This is a genomic window from Vibrio sp. MOR3 (assembly GCF_001557775.1).
Classification (GTDB): Bacteria; Pseudomonadota; Gammaproteobacteria; order Enterobacterales; family Vibrionaceae; genus Vibrio; species Vibrio jasicida.
This window is the reverse complement of the sequence record NZ_LNRD01000004.1, coordinates 253,940-271,634: the sequence shown is the minus strand read 5'-3', so window position 1 is coordinate 271,634 and position 17,695 is coordinate 253,940. Positions and strand designations below refer to the sequence as shown.

The following is a 17,695-nucleotide window of genomic DNA, read 5'->3' as shown; positions in this document are numbered from 1 at the left end:
ATTTATAAACTTCCTGTACTTCTGATTGATTAACTCGGTTAATCTCTAAGCATTACAACAATAAGTATTAATAATTTTATCAGGCAAGCTTATTCAGCTTGTCACTTGTAACGCTGCGCCGAGAGAAGGACGTCTCTATGAATCTGACGATCAGAAAACGACTATATATCCTTTCAATAATTCCAATTCTAACCATGGCAATAGGCATGATGTGGTTCACCTATCTACAAACCACAGCCTACAACGAACACGAGATTGAACAGACTCGAAGTCAAATGATGGAGATGAAAAAAGCCGAGCTCAAAAACTACGTCCAAATGGCGCGCTCCGCCGTCGAGCCACTACTCGCTCAAAATGCCTCGCTTGAAGAAGCACTGCCTATCTTGAAACAGTTGGAGTTTGGCCAATCCGGCTACATCTTCGGTTACGATTCAAAAGGCGTGCGTGTCGTGGTGGGTAAAAACACCAAAGGCATAGGAGAGAACTTCTATAACTTGCAGGACAAGAAAGGCAACTACTTGATTCAGGATTTGATCAAAAATTCCAAAACTGGTGAGTTCACGACTTATTACTTCCCGAAACTCGGTCAGAGCGAAGCGCTACCGAAACTGAGCTACTCAGTCTTTATTCCTGAATGGGATTTGATGTTGGGAACGGGTTTCTACACTGACGATATCGACGCCATTGTGGCAAACATGGAAGAAGCCGCGCATCAGGCCCTCAACACCACACTGACGGCAATTGCTCTGTTCTGTGTCTCGATTGCTGCGATCGTCGCAGTCTTCGCGGTGTTTGTTAACCGCAGCATCATGAAGCCTATTGAGCAGTTTGATGCCTCAATTCACTCTTTCGCGCAAGGCGATGCAGACTTAACCGCGCGGATGGCAGAATCAAGCGTGCCGGAGTTCACTCAGTTGAGCCGTAACTTCAATATCTTCGTTGAAAGCCTGCAAGGCATCATCAAGAGCGTTAGCCATGTCGGGCAAGAAGTGGTTTCAGAGACCAACGACATGTCACAGCGAGCATCGCAAGTGGACGAATTGGCTTCAGGTCAGCGTGAAGAAACCGAACAGGTCGCTGCGGCAATGACCGAGATGACAGCAACGGCGCACGAGATTTCCAGCAACGCTAACCAAGCGGCGCAATCCGCCAAAGACGCCGATGAAAATTCACAGCAAGCGAAACACATTGTTGATTCCGCAGCAAACTCTGTCGAAGCGCTCGCGCTAGAGGTGTCGGAAGCCAGCACGGTGATTTCTCGCTTAGAAAGCGATGTACAAAACATTTCTTCTTCGCTAGAAGTGATTCAAGACATCGCCGAGCAAACCAACCTATTGGCACTGAACGCAGCCATTGAAGCAGCCCGTGCAGGCGAACAAGGCCGCGGCTTCGCAGTCGTTGCCGATGAGGTTCGTAAACTGGCGAGTCGCACTCAAGACAGCACAGGCGAAATTCACCAAATGATTGAGCAGTTGAAGTCTGGCTCGGATGCAGCAGTGAAAGCCATGGGTTCAAGCCAAGCGCGCGGTGAAGCAACGGTTGAGGAAGCACGAGCTGCCTCTGCCGCACTGCAAGAAATCCAAGCCGCAATTGCTAACATCATGGACATGAACACCCTGATCGCAACGGCAACCGAAGAGCAAAGCCAAGTTGGGCAAGAGATTTCACAACGTATTGAAGTGATCTCTCAACAAAGCAGCCAATCGGCGCACCTTGCAAATCAAAACCGCGCAGGCAGTGGCAACCTCAACCACAAAGCTAACGAGCTGTATGACTTAGTCGGTCGCTTTACGGTTTAAAGCTTTCCTCACCCTTCCACTATGCAAACAGCGACGCCAAAACGTCGCTGTTTTTATTTCTGCTATCCTCAGAAGTCTTAGCTATAATGCCGCCAACTAAGCACCCACAAGGGCAAACCAGATGATTATTATGACCACCAATTTCGGTGACATCGAGATTGAACTGAACCTAGAACGAGCGCCGGTTAGCTCAAAGAACTTCAAAAAATACTGTGAAGATGGCTTCTACAACGGCACCATTTTTCACCGCGTTATCGACGGCTTTATGATCCAAGGTGGCGGTCACACCGAAGACATGGCAGAAAAGCCAACGCGCGCGCCGATCGCGAACGAAGCAAACCGTGGTCTTAAGAACCTTGTTGGCACTATCGCAATGGCGCGTACCGATGCACCGCACTCTGCAACGGCACAGTTCTTCATTAACTTGGAAGACAATGATTTCCTAGACCACACCGCAACTACCAACCTAGGCTGGGGCTACGCCGTGTTTGGTAAAGTGACCGCGGGTATGGATGTCGTAAATCGCATCGCGAAAGTAAAAACGACCTCTAAGCTTGGTCACGATGATGTGCCATGCGATCCAATCATTATTGAGAAAGTGACAATCAGCGAATAAGCACATTCGCCTCTTCGGAGAAATCGTCGCTATAAAACGACAAAAGCGCCTAATGTCTGATGACTTAGGCGCTTTTTGTTTTTATGACTGGCTTATGCCGGAATTATTGATAGAAAAGCGCGGCTTTTGCTCCAACTAAATCAAGCTCAGAGCCTTGAAAGTCCACCAGATATTCAGCGACAAGGTTGTACCCAACCCAATACCCCATGTATTTCGGCCAGCGGCTTTCATCACTGCCAAGAAAGTAAGCGTCGAAGTTGTAATCTAAGCTGGTCAGCTTGTCTTTCATCTCAGCATAGAAAGGGCGCCAATCTTGATCTTTGATTTGCTCAAACAAGCTCGGAGTGGTGCCTCCATTCACCTTACGTTCGAAATGACAAGCTAACCCTTCCATAATCAGCACATCACCAAGCGCAACGCCATTCTCTCCCGATCGCATACGGAACAGGTGATGCAACTCATGCGCTAACACCGCAGCTAGTTCTTTCTCAATAATGTTTTTAATATCAGCACGTTGAGTATCAAGCAGAATCTCTACACGATAGGCACTTAAGCAATATCCACCAATCCCCGTCTGCGGTACGTCATTGCGATCAAACGGGCTAACGGTCAGGTCAACGTTACTTAAATCGTTGTTACTCAAATCAAAGTAACTAGAAAGTTGTGAGCTCAGATCATCAAGTTTCTGATGCAAATACTCAGAGATTGGAGACAACTCTCCTGTCGCATTTAACAGGGTTACGCGATAACTCATTTATCTTCCTTGATAATTTGGGTTAAGAGTAGCGAGTTTACAGTGTAAAGAGTGAGCAGTTCTAGCGATTACATCCCTTTGAACAAACTTTGAGATGCACGGCTCACAGCGAGCTTAGTTTCTCCAACGTGAACAAACATTCTTCCAGCAAAGTCTTTGTTTACTTTGCTAATTTTGCACACTTGCACAACGCTTGAACGGTGTACTTGCCAGAACTGTTCTGGGTTAAGCTGCACTATCAACTCTTTCAACGATGTGCGAATCAAATACTCCTGCACTTTGCCCTGTCCTTGTTGGGCATACACAGAAACGTATTTTTCTTCCGCTTTGAAATACAACACATCAGACGTGGCGATCAGATGAATGTCTTCCCCTTGCGTCGCTTTGATCCACTGAAGATATTGCGGCGTTTGTGGCGCGGATAATTGCTGCAGTTGCTCTAATAGGCTGCTCATCTGCACATTACTGCTTTCTTGCTCTCGCTTGGCAAGGCGTGCTTTCACTCTTTCACACGTCGTCAGGAGGCGCTCATCTGAAATAGGCTTGAGCAAATAATCGGCGGCATTTTGTTCAAAGGCTTTGATGGCGTAATCATCGTACGCGGTGACAAACACAATCAAAGGTGGATTGGCGAGTTGATTGAGTTTTTGCGCTAGTGTCATGCCATCCAGAACTGGCATACGAATATCGAGAAACGCAATGTCAGGTTGGCTGTGTTCAATGGCTTGTAACGCTTGTTCACCATCTGCGACTTTGGCAATTACCTCTAGCTCTGGCCACACTTCAGCTAGGCTTTTATCAAGATGACGCCTCAATAGCGGTTCATCATCAGCAATAATGGCAGTAAACCCTGTATTCATTCCTTTCTTCCTTGATTACGATTCCATTGGCCAGCTCAAGCGAACACAAACACCACCCTGAGCAGACTCACTGATAGAAACCTCTCCTTGCCCGGCGAACAAAGCTTCAACTCGCTGCTTGAGATTACTTAAACCCACGCCAGAGCCCATGTGCCCACTCACGTGATTTAAGCCAACACCCGTGTCTCTGACTTCAATCTTCAAGTTCTGTTGTTCACGCTTGATGAGCAAACTGATTTCGCCGCCTTCTCGCTTCGGCTCAATACCATGGATGATGGCGTTTTCGATTAAAGGTTGGAGCATCATCGGCGGTAATTCGGTTCTGCCTAGCCCTTCTTCCACCTCAATCTTGTAACTGAGTCGGTCACCCAAACGAGTTTGTTGGATGCCTAAGTAAGCCTCAAGTAACGCCGTTTCATTGTCTATGGTGGTGTGTTCTTCGCGTGAGCTTTTAAGCGTTGCACGCAGTAGCGCGGTTAACTGTTCTAGCATGAGCTTGGCTTTATCGACATCTTGCGACATGAGCGCACTGATATTTGCCAAAGTATTGAATAAGAAATGCGGTTCAATCTGACTTTGCATCTGCTTAAGCTGGCTCAGCAACAGCGCACGATCTTGCTCTGCTTTCTCGCGTTTGATGGCTTCCAACTCTCGTTGAGCGATTGCATGTTGCTCGCGTGAGTAGAAATAGAAAAAGCACATGGCACTGAATAACAACCCCATGAGACCAACCGACAGCATACTTGAAATACCGAAGTATTCCCCAAGCCAAAGCTGGGCGTTCACCACACCAAACAATAGGCAAGCCGTCAGCGAGATAGCCACTTCCGCCAAACGAGGAATGGTAGGAAACAGGCGGTCGACAAGCCATGAGAAGAAGATAGCCGAATAGCCAAATCCAAAGCTAACCGCTACATGAATGTAAAATGGACCGCCCCAAACAGAAAGCGTCATTGCTGCGATAAAGAGACAAAATGCCGTGGTCACTAATAAGCTACGCGGCCATCCACTTTTCACCACTGATTTTGCTGAACACATTTAGAATTTCCCTTTGATGTTAAATACAATCATATGCTTATCATTGATTTGTGCGTAAGCAGATTGGTCGTCTCCGGTTAAAAAGCGTGCGGCAACTTCCACTTCTACACTTTGATCGCCAGTATCAATCCATTGGTAGTTAAGCCACTGCGTGACAATCACACCACCATCTTGGGGCGACAACATCACATCCAACGTGGGGGTTACATCACTTAGCCAGCCCATATCCGCTTTACCGTTCCATGCAGCCCACGCTTCCACATCCCAACTCCAGTGCAGCATTACGTTATGCTGAACGATATTAGCGTGCTGAAACCCTTGGGCGTAGCTTGTCGCAAGTAGAGCGCTGCTAGCCAACAGAGAGTTGTTAGGATCAGGGTTCTGAGAGAGTAATTCTCCACGCTCTATTGCTTGTTGCCATTCGTTTTTCGACCATGCTCGGCTGTCGTACCAATATTCAGCAATCACGTTGTGTCCGGCTTGGTTTGCCCAGTTCAATCCAATTAAGGCTTGGAATGCGCTGCCCTGCTCCTCAACCGAAACGGGTTGGTAAAGATCATCCTGCTGAAACTGATACCCAACACTTTGCTTTTGCCACAGCATGGAACCGTGCATGGCGATGGATTCATCCCACACCGCAATGGCACTGGCTCCGAGTAAACCTCGGCGCACATCATCGTAATAACCAATAAGTTGATACTCGGTGTCCCCCACCAGCGCGTATCGACGAATACCAACACCTTGCTGCTCTGCGGCTTGATCCAGTGCACTTTGGTCTTGTTGCCCCCAACTTGAATCCGTTGCAATCACCGTCCACTCGCCTGCCATATCGTAGTGTGAGAGTGAAAACACACCCGCACCTTCTTCTGCTACTAAGCCAACAGGATTTTGTCGATAAGGCTTAAACAGATCCAAAGGTCGGTAGCCATAACCCACGCCCCAATCTACGCGCAACTTACCCAAACTCACATCAAGAGTGGTGTCACCGACTTGCCACTCTCCTAGCCAAGCAAGCTCTCGAATCAACAGTTGGTTATCAGCGTCACTCCACCAATCACTCTTTCCTTGTTGATTGAGGTACAAACCTTGGCTATACAGAGCGAACAAACCACTGAAGTTCTGATAATTCACCTGCACATCCAACAGTGCATTAAGTGAATCACGAGAACTGCCCTGCGCCTGCATAAATGCGCTGTCACGTTGCTTGGCCGTTTCGTAACTGACAGCCCAATCCCACTCAAAACTCAGTTCATCATTGGCAAAAACTGGGGCTGATGCGCCCACACACAATGAGGCAGCAATCAACAAACTGGTGCTTTTGTTAAGGTTAGGCTGTTGCGATTTCATGTGACTTCCTTGCTCGTTTTCATGGTTTTATTTACTAAGCTCAGACTAAAGCTGAGTCGTGTTGGCTTTAGGCAAATAGCTTGGGTTGTAGAACTTATTGTCCAGTTGCCAAGGCACGATTTCTTGGTACTCGATAACGGTTTTTTTGCTCGGCTGAATGCTATCAAGCAAGGTCATCTCACTGACGTAGTCTTCGCCGTTGTCGGTTGCACGTCCATATTGCGCTTGCTTGGCGAGTTTGCCAGAGCGCAAGTAAAGATCAGCTTTGATTGGAAACGCATCTTGCTCAGACAACCACAAGTCGATCTTCTGATAGCTCGCCCCTTTGGTTTTCGCGGTTAAGGCAAGGTGATAAGCCGCAACACTTTCTCCATTAACCGAAACAGTTTCTGTCGCTTTCCATTCACCTTGATAATCTTGGCTCCACGTCAGGGTTGAGATGTCGCCGATAGACGCTTCACCAAGCAGCTTTTGCATCGGCGTAATGCGAATCGGACGGCGGCTCTTTGGCATTTGCAGCCAGTAGTTGTCGCCCATCATCAGCATCTTTTGCCCGGCTTCAACTGCCGATTTGAACACCACCAGCGATTCACGATTTGGACGCGTGTACACGTGGTAAAGGCGAGTTTTATCTAACTCTTGGTCTTGATATAAGCGCACCAGAGACACCACTTTGGAGGAATCATCTTGCAAGCGGTAGCTGTCGGCTTTTTCAATCAATTGCGCGACTTGTTTTGCATCTAACGCTGTTTCATTCGCACTGGCATTCATGCTTGTCATGCCGCTTACCGTCAGCAGTGCAATTGGTAATAGTGATTTGAAATTAAACATAAATCAGTGCCTCCGTAATTGGCTTGTTCACCCCTTTGCGCGCCGAGAAAAACGCCGCAACCAAACAAATCATCAATACTGCGAATCCTGCGACAGCCACCAGCTCCCAAGAGAAGTAAATCGTCAATGGGTAACCTTCCGTGCGTCCTGGCGGTGGCGGCATTTGCACATCCACGACCATCAGTAAGACGGTGACTAACGCAGTAAACAAAGCGCCGATTAAGCTGCCAATCACCGCAAGTAACCCTGCTTCGCGCAAGAACCCAGCAATGATTTCGCGAGGGTAGCTACCAAGTGCTGACAAGGTGCCGATTTCACGAGTACGCTCGGTGACCGACATGGTCATGGTGTTGAACAGGGCGACAAAGACTACCAACGCCATTACTGCGCCCATGATGCCGAAGATGCGGTCATACAAATCTTTCACTTTGAGATAGAAGAACGCACGCTCTTGCCAAGGCGTAATCTCAATATCTTGGTCACCAAAGTTCTGCTTTTGCTTACTCAAAACCGAAGCCACTTGTTGCTCGACTTGGCTCGTTAAACTGGTATCGAACAGGAAGACCGATAACGCACTGACTTTGTCTGAACCGAGCAGCGATTGCGCGCTGTTGATGTGCACGTAAAGCTGGCGTTTATCAAGCTCTGGTACGCCTGTTGAATAGATGCCACGAACTTTGAAGTCATACGCGTTCAATGCGCCGTCGGTAGTGGTCGCCAGCAAGGTAATCCAATCGCCAACGAGCACGCTTAAGTTGTTCGCCAAATCAACGCCGAGCATCACTTCTGGCTCTGCTGGGTCATAACGCGATGCATGAATGTTGGAAAGTGTTTGCCCTTCGCGCACATCCAAAAACGGTCCTTTCATATCGAATTCGCGCTCGTTCACGCCAATGCCGATAAAGATCGAGGACTTGTTGCCGTTGGAAATCAAACCGCTGAACTCAACTCGTGGCTGCACGCCTCGCACTTCATTCAACCCAATCAATTGCTTGGTGATGTCGTCCGCATGAGTTAACCCATTACTCAGCGGCATCTCTTCTTCTTTGGCGAAGTAACCCGGTGTGGTTAACGTCAGATGCCCCGTGTCACGTGCTGTCGATTCTTTCAAACTGTCGTAGGTATACAGACCAAAACCACCCGCACTGGTTAATGCAAACACGGCAATGGCAATGATCAGCATCGACAATAAACTGCGACGGCGATTGCGTTGCAGATTCAACCAAGCAAGGCGAACCGAAACAGGAATTAGCTTGCCCATGAAACCTCCTCCACACTCGCGTGCGTTTGGGTGATTTTGCCATCCACCAACTCAATGGTTCGATCGCAGCGAGATGCCATACGAGGGTCGTGTGTTGCGACGATAAAAGTAGTGCCAAGCTCGTGTCCGAGCCATTTCATAATGTCGATGACCTTGTTGGCAGTTTGGCTATCAAGGCTTGCGGTTGGCTCATCAGCAATCACCAACGCCGGTTTGTGTACTAACGCACGAGCAATTGCCACACGTTGTTGCTGACCACCTGATAGGTTATCGGGCATATGATGAATAAACTCGCCCAAGCCAACGTGTTCTAGCATTTGTGTGGCGAGCTCGGTTTGTTCCGCTTTTGAAAAACCGTTGAGATGCAGCGGATACGCCACGTTCTCCAACGCTGTCATCACGGGGACAAGATTGAATTTTTGGAACACAAAACCAAGCTTTTCACGACGCATTTTCGCCGCCTGCATTTGTCCGGTTGGGTATGGGCTGCCTGCAAATGTCACCTGACCTTGGTATTGAGTATCCAGCATGCCAAGCACATTAAGTAAGGTGCTTTTGCCTGAACCAGACGGCCCGCACAGAGCCACCATTTCGCCGGAAAACACTTCACCAGAAACGTCTCGCAATGCACGCACGGTTTGGCTACCAAGGGCGTAATCGCGGCTAAGTTGATTAAAAACGATCATGACGCCTCCCTAATACTTGGCTAGCAGCGCTTTCGCGGTTTGCGTTTCTAGATTGCTTTCACCCAACTGCTCCATTTGCGCTAACCATGTTTTGGCTTGTTGAACATCTTCAGCTCGTAGTGCTGCTTCAATGGCGTAGCGATAAATCCAAGACATTGCGGCGAAAGGTTGCTGACTAAAACTCGGTTCATCGAGCAGAGAAAGGTACAGCTCGTAGCCACGCTCAAAGTGATTGAACATGTCTGGCAGAGAGGTAAACGTAGTAGCTGCCATGGCGGTAGCTAGCTGGTATTCCGGCAAACCTTGTAAGCGTTGTTGCTCTTGCAGTGGTACTGGCTGATTCGCCATTAGATCCAAACCTTTTTGGATTGTCGCAAGACCGCGCTCGGTGAACTTCATCTTGTTCCAAGGCATAAACGCCTCACGACCTTGCAACGTCTCCGCACTGCCCAAGTAAACCAAGGTCACCGGCGTTGCGCCCTGCTCTTCGAGTTGTTTGGATAGTTCGCCATAAACAGTATCAACTAAGCCAGAGTCACCCTGTGCTGCTTGGTTGAATTGACTGAGTGTGCGCTCGCTTGGGTTAGCCAGAGCCAGATTGCTGCTGAGTGCAAATGCGGCGATAAACGTACTTGCCAGTTTAAGAGCTTTGATTGAGCGAGATTGAGAAACCATCATGTACTGTCCTTAGTTGAACGTGATTGGATGGTTTCAGATTAAGGGAGAAGATCGCACGCTGCTTTTGCATGCGACCAATGGCAGTTATGCGGAGTGAATGGTATTGAGAGAGGATGAATGGTTTCGCTCCTCTGAAGCCTGCAAAATCGCTTCGACCATTAAGGTCAGCGCTTTAGGCTGATAGTTACGCTGACGATAAACCAAATAGGCTTCGCGATCCCCGCGGCTATAGGATGGTGCGACGCGCACGAGATTCAATTCAGGCTTAACGTGGCGTAATGGGATCGACGCAATTCCCAAACCGTTTTCCACGGCTTTGATCACCGCGGTGATGTCATTGACCACTAAGCGCGGCTTGCAGTTGAGCATGTCAACCAGCTTGTCTTGCTGATAGATAGGCACTTGTGTGGTGTGTGTGCTGGCTACCCAGTCTTGCTTGGCTAAATCTTGTAAGGTTTCAATATTGCCGCCCGCTTGTGCTAGATATTCAGGGCTAACAAAGAAAGCATGCTCTACTTTAAACAACGGGCGCGCGATCATATCGTCCAAACCATCCAAATCGAACGTCACCACTAGATCGCGATCGGTTTCTGGAATCGAATTCACTTGGCTAAGCAGAAGATCAATGGTCACTTTTGGGTAGGTTTTGATGTAATCCTCAACCACCTTGTCGACTAAGTCATTGTAAAAGCGGCTTGGCATCACCAATCGGATTCGCCCCTCCACTTCTTGGCTTTGCTGATTGAGCTGCAAGATGCCGGATTCAATCTGCGCCATCGCACTGCTGAGCTGATCAAACGCCTGTAAGCCTGTCTCGGTTGCCACCAACTCACGGCCTTTCTTCTCCAACAATCTGAGCCCTAGACGCGCTTCCAGCGCCGATAAACGACGAGACATAGTAGAGACCGGCAGTTCGAGCTTTTTCGCCGCCGCGAGCAGAGAACCTTGCTCAACCACAGAGCAAAACAGGTACAAATCATCAATATTTCCAAATATGGAATTCATACTTCTTCCATTGGTTATTTTTTCCAATTTTAGATGAGTATAACCTAGCCCACGTAGAAAAGAGACCCGAATATGCCGTGAACGCGGCGCTTAATAACGAATGAATACTAGGTACAGACGTGAAAGAAAATTTTTATAAATACGCGATATACACTGTTTTTTCAGCGGCAGCTTTGTTCTCCGCTTTTTTAGTCACCTCAGATAATGTGTCCCCTTTCACCACCCAAGCGACACTGCATCGTAATGTCGCAACCATTGCGCCGGAGGTATCTGGCGTGATCACAGATGTGATGGTGAATAACGGTGAATTGGTTGAAAAAGGTCAGCCACTTTTTGCTATCGATGCCAGCAGTTACCAATTGAAAGTGGCACAAGCGAAAGCCGAACTGCGCCAAGCACGTGAATCCGATTCCGCGAAATGGCAACAATTGGCAGCAGCGAAACAAACCCAAAGCCAACGCGAATTCGAATATCACAACGCGAAGCAAAAACTGGCGCGTAACCAAAAACTGCGCAACAAAGGGCTGGCAACTGAGCAAGAACTTGATGACGCTATCACCAATACACAAGTCGCCAGTAGCGCGGTGGAAGCGGCGAACGCGGAAGTGAAACGCATTGAGGCAGAGCTTTCTACGCAAGACCGCACAGCGGCTATTGAACTAGCAGAAGCAAAACTTGCCAGTGCGGAGCTCGACCTAAGCCACACCAAAATCGTGGCGCAAACCGAAGGCGTGGTAACGAACTTGCAACTGCAATCAGGCAGCTACATCACACAAGGCACAGCGTCTTTGATGCTGGTGGACGAAGCTCATGCGTGGATCAGTGCTGACTTCAACGAAAAAGGCATTAATAAGCTAACTAATGGTCGCGAAGTGTTGGTGTCCTTCGATGCGCTACCGGGCAAAGTATTTACTGGTGAAGTCAGCAGCCAAGAGCGTGCGATTTACGATACCAACAATGCTAATGGCCAGCTTTCTAGCGTAACCAATGATACTCGTTGGATCCGTGAGCAACAGAAAGTGCGTACTCGCATTACAGTTAACGAGTTAGATCCTTCAATGATTTCTGGTTCACGAGCGAGTGTGATCATTGAAAGCGGCAATCCTGTTATGGATGTCATTGGCTCGGCTTGGATTTACTTAGTGGCGATGTTCCGCTACATCTACTAAGGGGTGAGCCATGTGGACCTTCGAAAGCCTGTTTCAAAGTCGTTCTGAGCGCAATGAAGCACTGCGTGTCGCCCTTACTGTGACAATTTGTATGGTGCTGGGCAAACTGCTGAATCTTGATTCTCCAGTTTATCTGGCGCTGTACCCAACCATCATCATGACCAAGAACAAAGACTATTCTTGGCTTGGTTTGCTTCGCACCTTGCTACCTACGTTATTAGCAGCAAGCGCAGCATTGGTGGTGACCGAAGTGTTTTCACAGCATCCCTTTGTGATGTGGACCATTAGTTTGTTCTTCTTCGATTTTATGCGCCGCAGAGCGACCACACCGCCGAAGAAAGGTCAGATGCTAATGCCAACCTTCAACTGGATTCTTATTGTGGTGTTTGCTCAACACACCACCATGGACATGCCAATGCGCATTCATGAAATCTTGCTATCGATGCTGATTACCATGATCGTCGCAAAAATCATGGTGACTCTGTTCCCTGTTGAACGTGGCGGCAAACCACCAGCATTTGAAGAAGAACCTGTTACGTTTGAGAACCGAGCGATTTCACTCGCATTGATTGGTCTTGGTGTGGCGTTCTTGATGATTGTCGACATCATTTCAGCAACGTTTTGTTTGGTGCCTGTGATTGCCGCAGCAACACAAACCACACACAAAAGCTTTATCGACGTGGTTGACCGTCGTTTTCAAACTCAGGTGGGCGGCTGCGCATTAGCTGTAGTGTTCACCTTACTGATGGCTGGGCATCAGTCCACGTTCGGTTACTACACCATCGTATTAGGTCTGCTTGCCTTTATGATCACCGCATCAATGGCAAAAGCGAAAGGTTCAGCCAAAGACGTTCATGCTGATGCATTGTTGGCGACCATGCTGCCGATTCAGCTTTACATGACCAGCAGCGAACTGGGCTTGGAAAGCACCTTCCTTCGAGCTTGGGAGCTCACCGTGACTTTGTTTGTGCTGTGGGCGTTATACCATTTCACGCACAAACCAGAAAAAGCCCAAGCCTAATCATGCCATCGTCTTAAGTACTCAATACTTAAGGCGCCCCTTGTTCTTATCGCGCTCATTTCATTGCGCTGTCTGTACCAATTTCTATTTCAACCTTATAAAAAGTGTGGCGCAAAACCTCAGCCTGGTGTATTTATCCATCCCACGACTTTCCAAGTCAGCTTACCCATAACAGGCGGCGTCGCACACTCCTCTCTTGCACACCTTTGCGTGGTGTCTGTTATTTCCAAATTGGATTCTTAGCATCGGAATGTTTGAGCTCGCAGAGTTCTGGTTGTTTTCGCCCCGCATTGGGGCGTTTTTAGGTTGTAGAAGATGAACAAGCGTTTCTTCCCTAGGATTGATTTGCCATTGCTGATGGCGATCATTCCGATCATGCTATTGAGTTCGCTCACTCTCTGGAGTGCCAGTGGATTCAATGAAGCTATGCTCTTTAAACACCTCGCTCGATGCGGTTTGACGCTGGTGTGTATTTTGGTCATGTCGTCGATTCCAGCGTCCAGCTATCAACGTGCAGCGCCTTATTTGTATCTGGTTGCGGTTTCGCTCTTGGCGGCAGTTGCCCTATTTGGCGATAGCACCAATGGCTCGCAGCGTTGGCTCGACATCGGCTTCTTCCGCTTCCAGCCTTCGGAACTTATCAAGCTTTCAATCCCCATTATGATCGCGTGGATGCTGCATCTAGAAGGTGGCCGACCAGACATTCGCAAAATTGCTTTCTGTTTGCTGATCACCTTTGTGCCTGCTGGCTTGATTGCCTTACAACCAGACTTGGACGGCGCTATCTTCACCGTGATTTACGCGTTGTTTGTGCTGTTCTTTGCTGGCATGAGCTGGAAGATAATTGGCGGCTTTTTGGTGAGTATTCTAACGCTGGCACCAATACTTTGGTTCTTTGTGATGGAAGCGTATCAAAAAAGCCGTGTAACGCAGTTCTTGCACCCTGAATCGGATCCATTGGGTTCGGGCTACCAAATCATCCAATCATTGATTGCGATTGGTTCTGGCGGCATGAAAGGTAAAGGCTGGATGAATGCCACTCAAGGTACACTAGGCTTTATCCCTGAAAGCCATACTGACTTTATCTTCTCGACCTACGCAGAAGAATGGGGCTTTATTGGTTGTGTGGTGTTGTTAGCGCTGTATTTGTTCATTACGGCACGTGTGATGCTGCTGGCGTGCCAATCTGAGCATTTCTTCAGTCGCTTAGTGAGCGGCGCATTGGCGATGAGCTTCTTCCTCTATGCCTTCATCAACACAGGTATGGTCAGTGGTTTATTGCCAGTAATGGGGAGTCCTCTGCCGTTCTTTAGCTACGGTGGTACGGCGATGCTGACTCAAGGCATCTGTTTTGGCGTGATCATGTCGCTGTGTTATTCCAAGTACCGAAACACCTAAACGCTAGTCACAATAGAAAAGACAAACAACACGATCAAAAAAGGCTTCCCTCGGGGAAGCCTTTTTTACAACTGGAGAACCGAATTATAGTTCGCCGTTGTGGTATACCTGTTGAACGTCGTCACAGTCATCTAGAAGGTCTAGGAACTTCTGGAATTTCTCTGCATCTTCACCCGCTACTGGCGTGTGAGTTTGCGGAACGAATGTGATTTCTTCAACGTCGATCACGAGATCTGGGAATGCTGCGTTAAGTGCAGTTTTCGTTTTGAAGAACTCTGTATGAGGAGCAAATACAGTGATCACGCCGTCTTCTAGTTCAACGTCAGTAACATCAACGTCGTCCATCATTAGCGTTTCAAGAATGACTTCATCATCTTCGCCTTTGAACTGGAATACTGCTTGGTGATCGAACATGTGAGAAACTGAACCTTCAACACCGATCTTCGCGCCTGTTTTAACGAAACATTGGCGAACGTCTTGGAAAGTACGGTTACCGTTGTCTGTTAGACAGTCAACAATCACACTTGTGCCGCCAGGGCCAAAACCTTCGTAACGTGCTGGTGCGTAATCTTCACCGCCACCGCCGTTCGCTTTATCGATCGCTTTATCGATAACGTGTGCAGGTACTTGGTCTCTTTTCGCTTTACTGATCAGGTGCTTCAGAGACAAGTTCATGTCTGGATCACCGCCACCGTTTTTAGCGCACATGTAAATTTCTTTACCGTATTTGGAATAAACTTTAATTTTTGCGCCTGCAGTTTTCGCCATAGAGGCTTTGCGCACTTCAAAACTTCTTCCCATCGGGATGTCTCTCTAAATTCAAATTTAATGCGAAGGATTTTAGCAAAAAGCGAAACTTTTTCCATTTCGCCCTGCAAAGGAATGGGGAGGTCACCTCTTCCGCCGCGGTAATTTCATTTACCGCCACGATTCGCTTTACGCGACACCCATTACTCGTTTGTACTTATCGACTGCCTGTTGAAAAAACACTTTTTCGCCAGCGTCGTTAATCTTAGACAATTGTTCTTCTATCGCCTCAGGACCAGATTTGGCCTCTTTGAGTTTCCAAACTAAAAACGACGCTTGTTTATCAAGTTCGATTTTATTTTTCTCGTCAGGCGGTAACAAGGATAGATTGAACGACATTCACAGCCTCAAGGTACTTTAAATACTAGCCGCGCACTATAACATACAGAATTACCATTTAAGAATAGAAACGCGCTTATCTTGATCAATTTCAAGTTGCTTCTTTAGGTTTATCCCGAGTTTGCAGCTCTTGTGGTAAGTGCTGCTCAAAAATTTGCTGCAACCGCTCCTTCGTCACAGGCTTAGAGACAAATTCATTCATTCCGACATCAAAACAACGTTTTTGGTCTTCTTTGATGACATTCGCACTCAAAGCAATGATTGGCACTTGTTTGCCCCATTCGCTCATCTGTCTAATATTTTCTGTGGCAATAAAGCCATCCATGACGGGCATCTGACAGTCCATGAGAATGAGATCAAAATGGTTTGCTTCGCATAGTTCTAACGCTTCTTCACCGTGCTCAGCCACACTGACTTGCATACCCAATTTTTCCAACATGATGCGTACAACTTTCTGATTCACAGCCGTATCTTCGACCACTAGTATCCAAGGTTTACTTTCATCTCTTGGGGAGGAAGGCACGCTCTGCGTTTTACTTTCTCCGTTCGGAAAATCGAGAATATTGGGAGTGTTGGGCGTGCTCGGAGAGATAGGCTTATCACTGACGACAATCAAAGGAATGGTGAACTCAAAACAACTACCAAGTCCGGGCTCACTCGTGAGACGAATTTGCCCTCCCATCACTTCAACTAACTTCGCACAAATGGCTAATCCTAATCCAGTGCCGCCATATTTACGTGTGGTGCTGCCATCTGCTTGCTGAAACTTCTCAAACACCGCTTGCTGGTTTTCTTTGGCGATACCGATCCCAGAGTCCACAACTCGAAAGTGCACTTGTGCGAGCTTATCTTCTTTGCTCACAAGGGAAACCATTAGTTTCACGTGGCCTCGTTCTGTAAATTTCACGGCGTTGCTGAGTAAGTTACTCAAGACTTGCTTCAGTCGGCCAACGTCCCCTTCCACCTCAGACGGCAGTTGCGGATCAATATCGCACACTAACTGTAAATGTTTTTGCTGTGCTTTTACTGTGTGCAAGCTGCCTACTTCATTAAGCAACTGCAGCAGATTGTAGGTCGCCGCTTCGAGTTCGATCTTACCCGCTTCAATCTTGGAGAAATCAAGAATATCATCGATGATCACCATTAGTGAGCCGGATGAACTGTTGATGATGTCGACATATTCGTGCTGCTGATCATCTAACTTAGTATCACCGAGTAATGATGCAACTCCAATGATACCGTTCATCGGCGTACGTATTTCGTGACTCATTGTGGCAAGGAATTCACTCTTCTTGCGATTGGCCACTTCGGCTTTTTCACGTGCGTCTTCAATTTCACTTTGGTGTTCACGAACTCGTTCAACGCTTCGATTATATTTGTGTTCTAGTAACCCTACTTCATCAAAGAACCAACGCTGAGGCAGTTGCAATTTGCTTGGCACATGCCCGCCACTGAAATCGCTCACCGCTCCAGAGAGTAATTGCAATGGTTTCACCATCAAACGAAAGGTAACCCAAAGCACCCCAAGAATGAGCAAGAAGATCTTGATCGCCTCGGCGATCACAAGGAAAAAGAAAGTTTGCCATAATCCTTGGTAGATCGGACTCAGATCCGATTGCACCGTAACCTCTGCAAGATCATAAGTTTTGACGCCCATGTCATACTGTAATGGCCACTGGCGCTTGATACTGTCGGATCCTAATGGCGATCCTAATTCCACGATCACTTCATCCGGCGTAGCAATGAGTAAATAGTCGACCGAAGGTAAACGCATCGCCCCTTCAGCCTGTGTCAATAATAGCTCTCGATCTTCCACCCATAAGCTGGCAGAAAAACCAGACAAGTAGCTGGTTTCAACCTGCTTCAACTCCATATCTAAACGAGCAAGGTCATCATTGAAATCACGATACAAACTCAAAGAAGAGATAATCACGGTAAAGATAAAACTCAACGCAAAAATCGCCAACATAAGCTGGTTGCCGATGCTAAACCGACGTTGAGTTCGCTCTTTTTTTTCCATATGAAATCACTCCCTTAATCTTGCGCTACTATAAATATAGTCTGGTCACGACAATAATCGAGGTTA

At 47.6% G+C, this 17,695-nt stretch carries 17 protein-coding genes; 5 read left to right on the top strand and 12 right to left on the bottom strand.

From position 1 onward, the window contains the following. Positions 1-137: 137 nt before the first annotated feature. Together ATB76_RS10965 and ATB76_RS10960 are read left to right on the top strand one after the other, a co-directional pair. Entirely contained in the window at positions 138-1,799 is a 1,662-nt protein-coding gene (locus ATB76_RS10965; protein WP_061035186.1) for a methyl-accepting chemotaxis protein, read from the top strand. Positions 1,800-1,920: 121 nt separating this feature from the next. Further along, positions 1,921-2,415 (top strand): peptidylprolyl isomerase, encoded by a 495-nt coding sequence (locus ATB76_RS10960; RefSeq protein WP_020195057.1) that lies wholly within the window; start codon positions 1,921-1,923, stop codon positions 2,413-2,415. A 103-nt stretch (positions 2,416-2,518) separates the two neighbouring features. Here ATB76_RS10960 and ATB76_RS10955 read toward each other — a convergent pair whose 3' ends face one another. The 9 genes from ATB76_RS10955 to ATB76_RS10915 form a co-directional block, all read right to left on the bottom strand. After that, positions 2,519-3,169 carry a DUF2268 domain-containing putative Zn-dependent protease gene (locus ATB76_RS10955; protein WP_061035185.1) on the bottom strand — a complete coding sequence of 217 codons (651 nt, stop codon included), beginning with the start codon at positions 3,167-3,169 and terminating at the stop codon, positions 2,519-2,521. 68 nt (positions 3,170-3,237) lie between these two features. Continuing rightward, the gene (locus ATB76_RS10950; protein WP_061035184.1) at positions 3,238-4,029 is read right to left on the bottom strand and encodes a LytTR family DNA-binding domain-containing protein; all 792 of its coding nucleotides are present in this window, start codon (positions 4,027-4,029) and stop codon (positions 3,238-3,240) included. Between the two features lie 15 nt (positions 4,030-4,044). After that, on the bottom strand, positions 4,045-5,067 hold the full coding sequence (locus ATB76_RS10945) for a sensor histidine kinase (protein WP_061035183.1): 1,023 nt from the start codon (positions 5,065-5,067) through the stop codon (positions 4,045-4,047). After that, the gene (locus ATB76_RS10940; protein ID WP_061035182.1) at positions 5,068-6,414 is read right to left on the bottom strand and encodes a hypothetical protein; all 1,347 of its coding nucleotides are present in this window, start codon (positions 6,412-6,414) and stop codon (positions 5,068-5,070) included. Between the two features lie 45 nt (positions 6,415-6,459). Further along, positions 6,460-7,245, bottom strand: coding sequence for an outer membrane lipoprotein-sorting protein (locus ATB76_RS10935; RefSeq protein ID WP_061035181.1), 786 nt, complete (start codon positions 7,243-7,245; stop codon positions 6,460-6,462). After that, entirely contained in the window at positions 7,238-8,506 is a 1,269-nt protein-coding gene (locus tag ATB76_RS10930) for an ABC transporter permease (RefSeq protein WP_061035180.1), read from the bottom strand. The genes ATB76_RS10935 and ATB76_RS10930 overlap by 8 nt, the downstream gene beginning before the upstream one ends. Further along, the gene (locus ATB76_RS10925; protein WP_061035179.1) at positions 8,494-9,192 is read right to left on the bottom strand and encodes an ABC transporter ATP-binding protein; all 699 of its coding nucleotides are present in this window, start codon (positions 9,190-9,192) and stop codon (positions 8,494-8,496) included. Before ATB76_RS10925 ends, ATB76_RS10930 begins: the two co-directional genes overlap by 13 nt. Before the next feature lie 9 nt (positions 9,193-9,201). Then, the gene (locus ATB76_RS10920) at positions 9,202-9,870 is read right to left on the bottom strand and encodes a hypothetical protein (RefSeq protein ID WP_061035178.1); all 669 of its coding nucleotides are present in this window, start codon (positions 9,868-9,870) and stop codon (positions 9,202-9,204) included. Positions 9,871-9,954: 84 nt separating this feature from the next. Further along, positions 9,955-10,875: a LysR family transcriptional regulator gene (locus ATB76_RS10915; RefSeq protein ID WP_061035177.1), complete on the bottom strand. Its 921-nt coding sequence runs from the start codon at positions 10,873-10,875 to the stop codon at positions 9,955-9,957. Between the two features lie 119 nt (positions 10,876-10,994). Between ATB76_RS10915 and ATB76_RS10910 the strand changes: the two genes are divergently transcribed. The 3 genes from ATB76_RS10910 (at position 10,995) to rodA (ending at position 14,463) form a co-directional block, all read left to right on the top strand. Further along, on the top strand, positions 10,995-12,044 hold the full coding sequence (locus tag ATB76_RS10910; protein WP_061035176.1) for an HlyD family secretion protein: 1,050 nt from the start codon (positions 10,995-10,997) through the stop codon (positions 12,042-12,044). Positions 12,045-12,054: 10 nt separating this feature from the next. Next, positions 12,055-13,065 carry a DUF2955 domain-containing protein gene (locus tag ATB76_RS10905; protein WP_061035175.1) on the top strand — a complete coding sequence of 337 codons (1,011 nt, stop codon included), beginning with the start codon at positions 12,055-12,057 and terminating at the stop codon, positions 13,063-13,065. A gap of 315 nt (positions 13,066-13,380) precedes the next feature. Next, entirely contained in the window at positions 13,381-14,463 is a 1,083-nt protein-coding gene (gene rodA, locus ATB76_RS10900) for a rod shape-determining protein RodA (protein ID WP_038869887.1), read from the top strand. 84 nt (positions 14,464-14,547) lie between these two features. Here the strand turns inward: rodA and ATB76_RS10895 are convergent, their stop codons facing one another. The 3 genes from ATB76_RS10895 to ATB76_RS10885 form a co-directional block, all read right to left on the bottom strand. Continuing rightward, positions 14,548-15,264 (bottom strand): YebC/PmpR family DNA-binding transcriptional regulator, encoded by a 717-nt coding sequence (locus tag ATB76_RS10895; RefSeq protein WP_038869888.1) that lies wholly within the window; start codon positions 15,262-15,264, stop codon positions 14,548-14,550. A 135-nt stretch (positions 15,265-15,399) separates the two neighbouring features. After that, on the bottom strand, positions 15,400-15,609 hold the full coding sequence (locus ATB76_RS10890; RefSeq protein WP_038869889.1) for a DUF3283 family protein: 210 nt from the start codon (positions 15,607-15,609) through the stop codon (positions 15,400-15,402). A gap of 91 nt (positions 15,610-15,700) precedes the next feature. Next, the gene (locus tag ATB76_RS10885; RefSeq protein ID WP_061035174.1) at positions 15,701-17,629 is read right to left on the bottom strand and encodes a hybrid sensor histidine kinase/response regulator; all 1,929 of its coding nucleotides are present in this window, start codon (positions 17,627-17,629) and stop codon (positions 15,701-15,703) included. Positions 17,630-17,695 lie beyond the last annotated feature (66 nt).

Bases quoted from the DNA above. Each gene is read 5' to 3' on its own strand.
- ATB76_RS10965 (WP_061035186.1), top strand. From the start codon at position 138: ATGAATCTGACGATCAGAAAACGACTATATATCCTTTCAATAATTCCA.
- ATB76_RS10960 (WP_020195057.1), top strand. From the start codon at position 1,921: ATGATTATTATGACCACCAATTTCGGTGACATCGAGATTGAACTGAAC.
- ATB76_RS10955 (WP_061035185.1), bottom strand. From the start codon at position 3,169: ATGAGTTATCGCGTAACCCTGTTAAATGCGACAGGAGAGTTGTCTCCA.
- ATB76_RS10950 (WP_061035184.1), bottom strand. From the start codon at position 4,029: ATGAATACAGGGTTTACTGCCATTATTGCTGATGATGAACCGCTATTG.
- ATB76_RS10945 (WP_061035183.1), bottom strand. From the start codon at position 5,067: ATGTGTTCAGCAAAATCAGTGGTGAAAAGTGGATGGCCGCGTAGCTTA.
- ATB76_RS10940 (WP_061035182.1), bottom strand. From the start codon at position 6,414: ATGAAATCGCAACAGCCTAACCTTAACAAAAGCACCAGTTTGTTGATT.
- ATB76_RS10935 (WP_061035181.1), bottom strand. From the start codon at position 7,245: ATGTTTAATTTCAAATCACTATTACCAATTGCACTGCTGACGGTAAGC.
- ATB76_RS10930 (WP_061035180.1), bottom strand. From the start codon at position 8,506: ATGGGCAAGCTAATTCCTGTTTCGGTTCGCCTTGCTTGGTTGAATCTG.
- ATB76_RS10925 (WP_061035179.1), bottom strand. From the start codon at position 9,192: ATGATCGTTTTTAATCAACTTAGCCGCGATTACGCCCTTGGTAGCCAA.
- ATB76_RS10920 (WP_061035178.1), bottom strand. From the start codon at position 9,870: ATGATGGTTTCTCAATCTCGCTCAATCAAAGCTCTTAAACTGGCAAGT.
- ATB76_RS10915 (WP_061035177.1), bottom strand. From the start codon at position 10,875: ATGAATTCCATATTTGGAAATATTGATGATTTGTACCTGTTTTGCTCT.
- ATB76_RS10905 (WP_061035175.1), top strand. From the start codon at position 12,055: ATGTGGACCTTCGAAAGCCTGTTTCAAAGTCGTTCTGAGCGCAATGAA.
- rodA (WP_038869887.1), top strand. From the start codon at position 13,381: ATGAACAAGCGTTTCTTCCCTAGGATTGATTTGCCATTGCTGATGGCG.
- ATB76_RS10895 (WP_038869888.1), bottom strand. From the start codon at position 15,264: ATGGGAAGAAGTTTTGAAGTGCGCAAAGCCTCTATGGCGAAAACTGCA.
- ATB76_RS10890 (WP_038869889.1), bottom strand. From the start codon at position 15,609: ATGTCGTTCAATCTATCCTTGTTACCGCCTGACGAGAAAAATAAAATC.
- ATB76_RS10885 (WP_061035174.1), bottom strand. From the start codon at position 17,629: ATGGAAAAAAAAGAGCGAACTCAACGTCGGTTTAGCATCGGCAACCAG.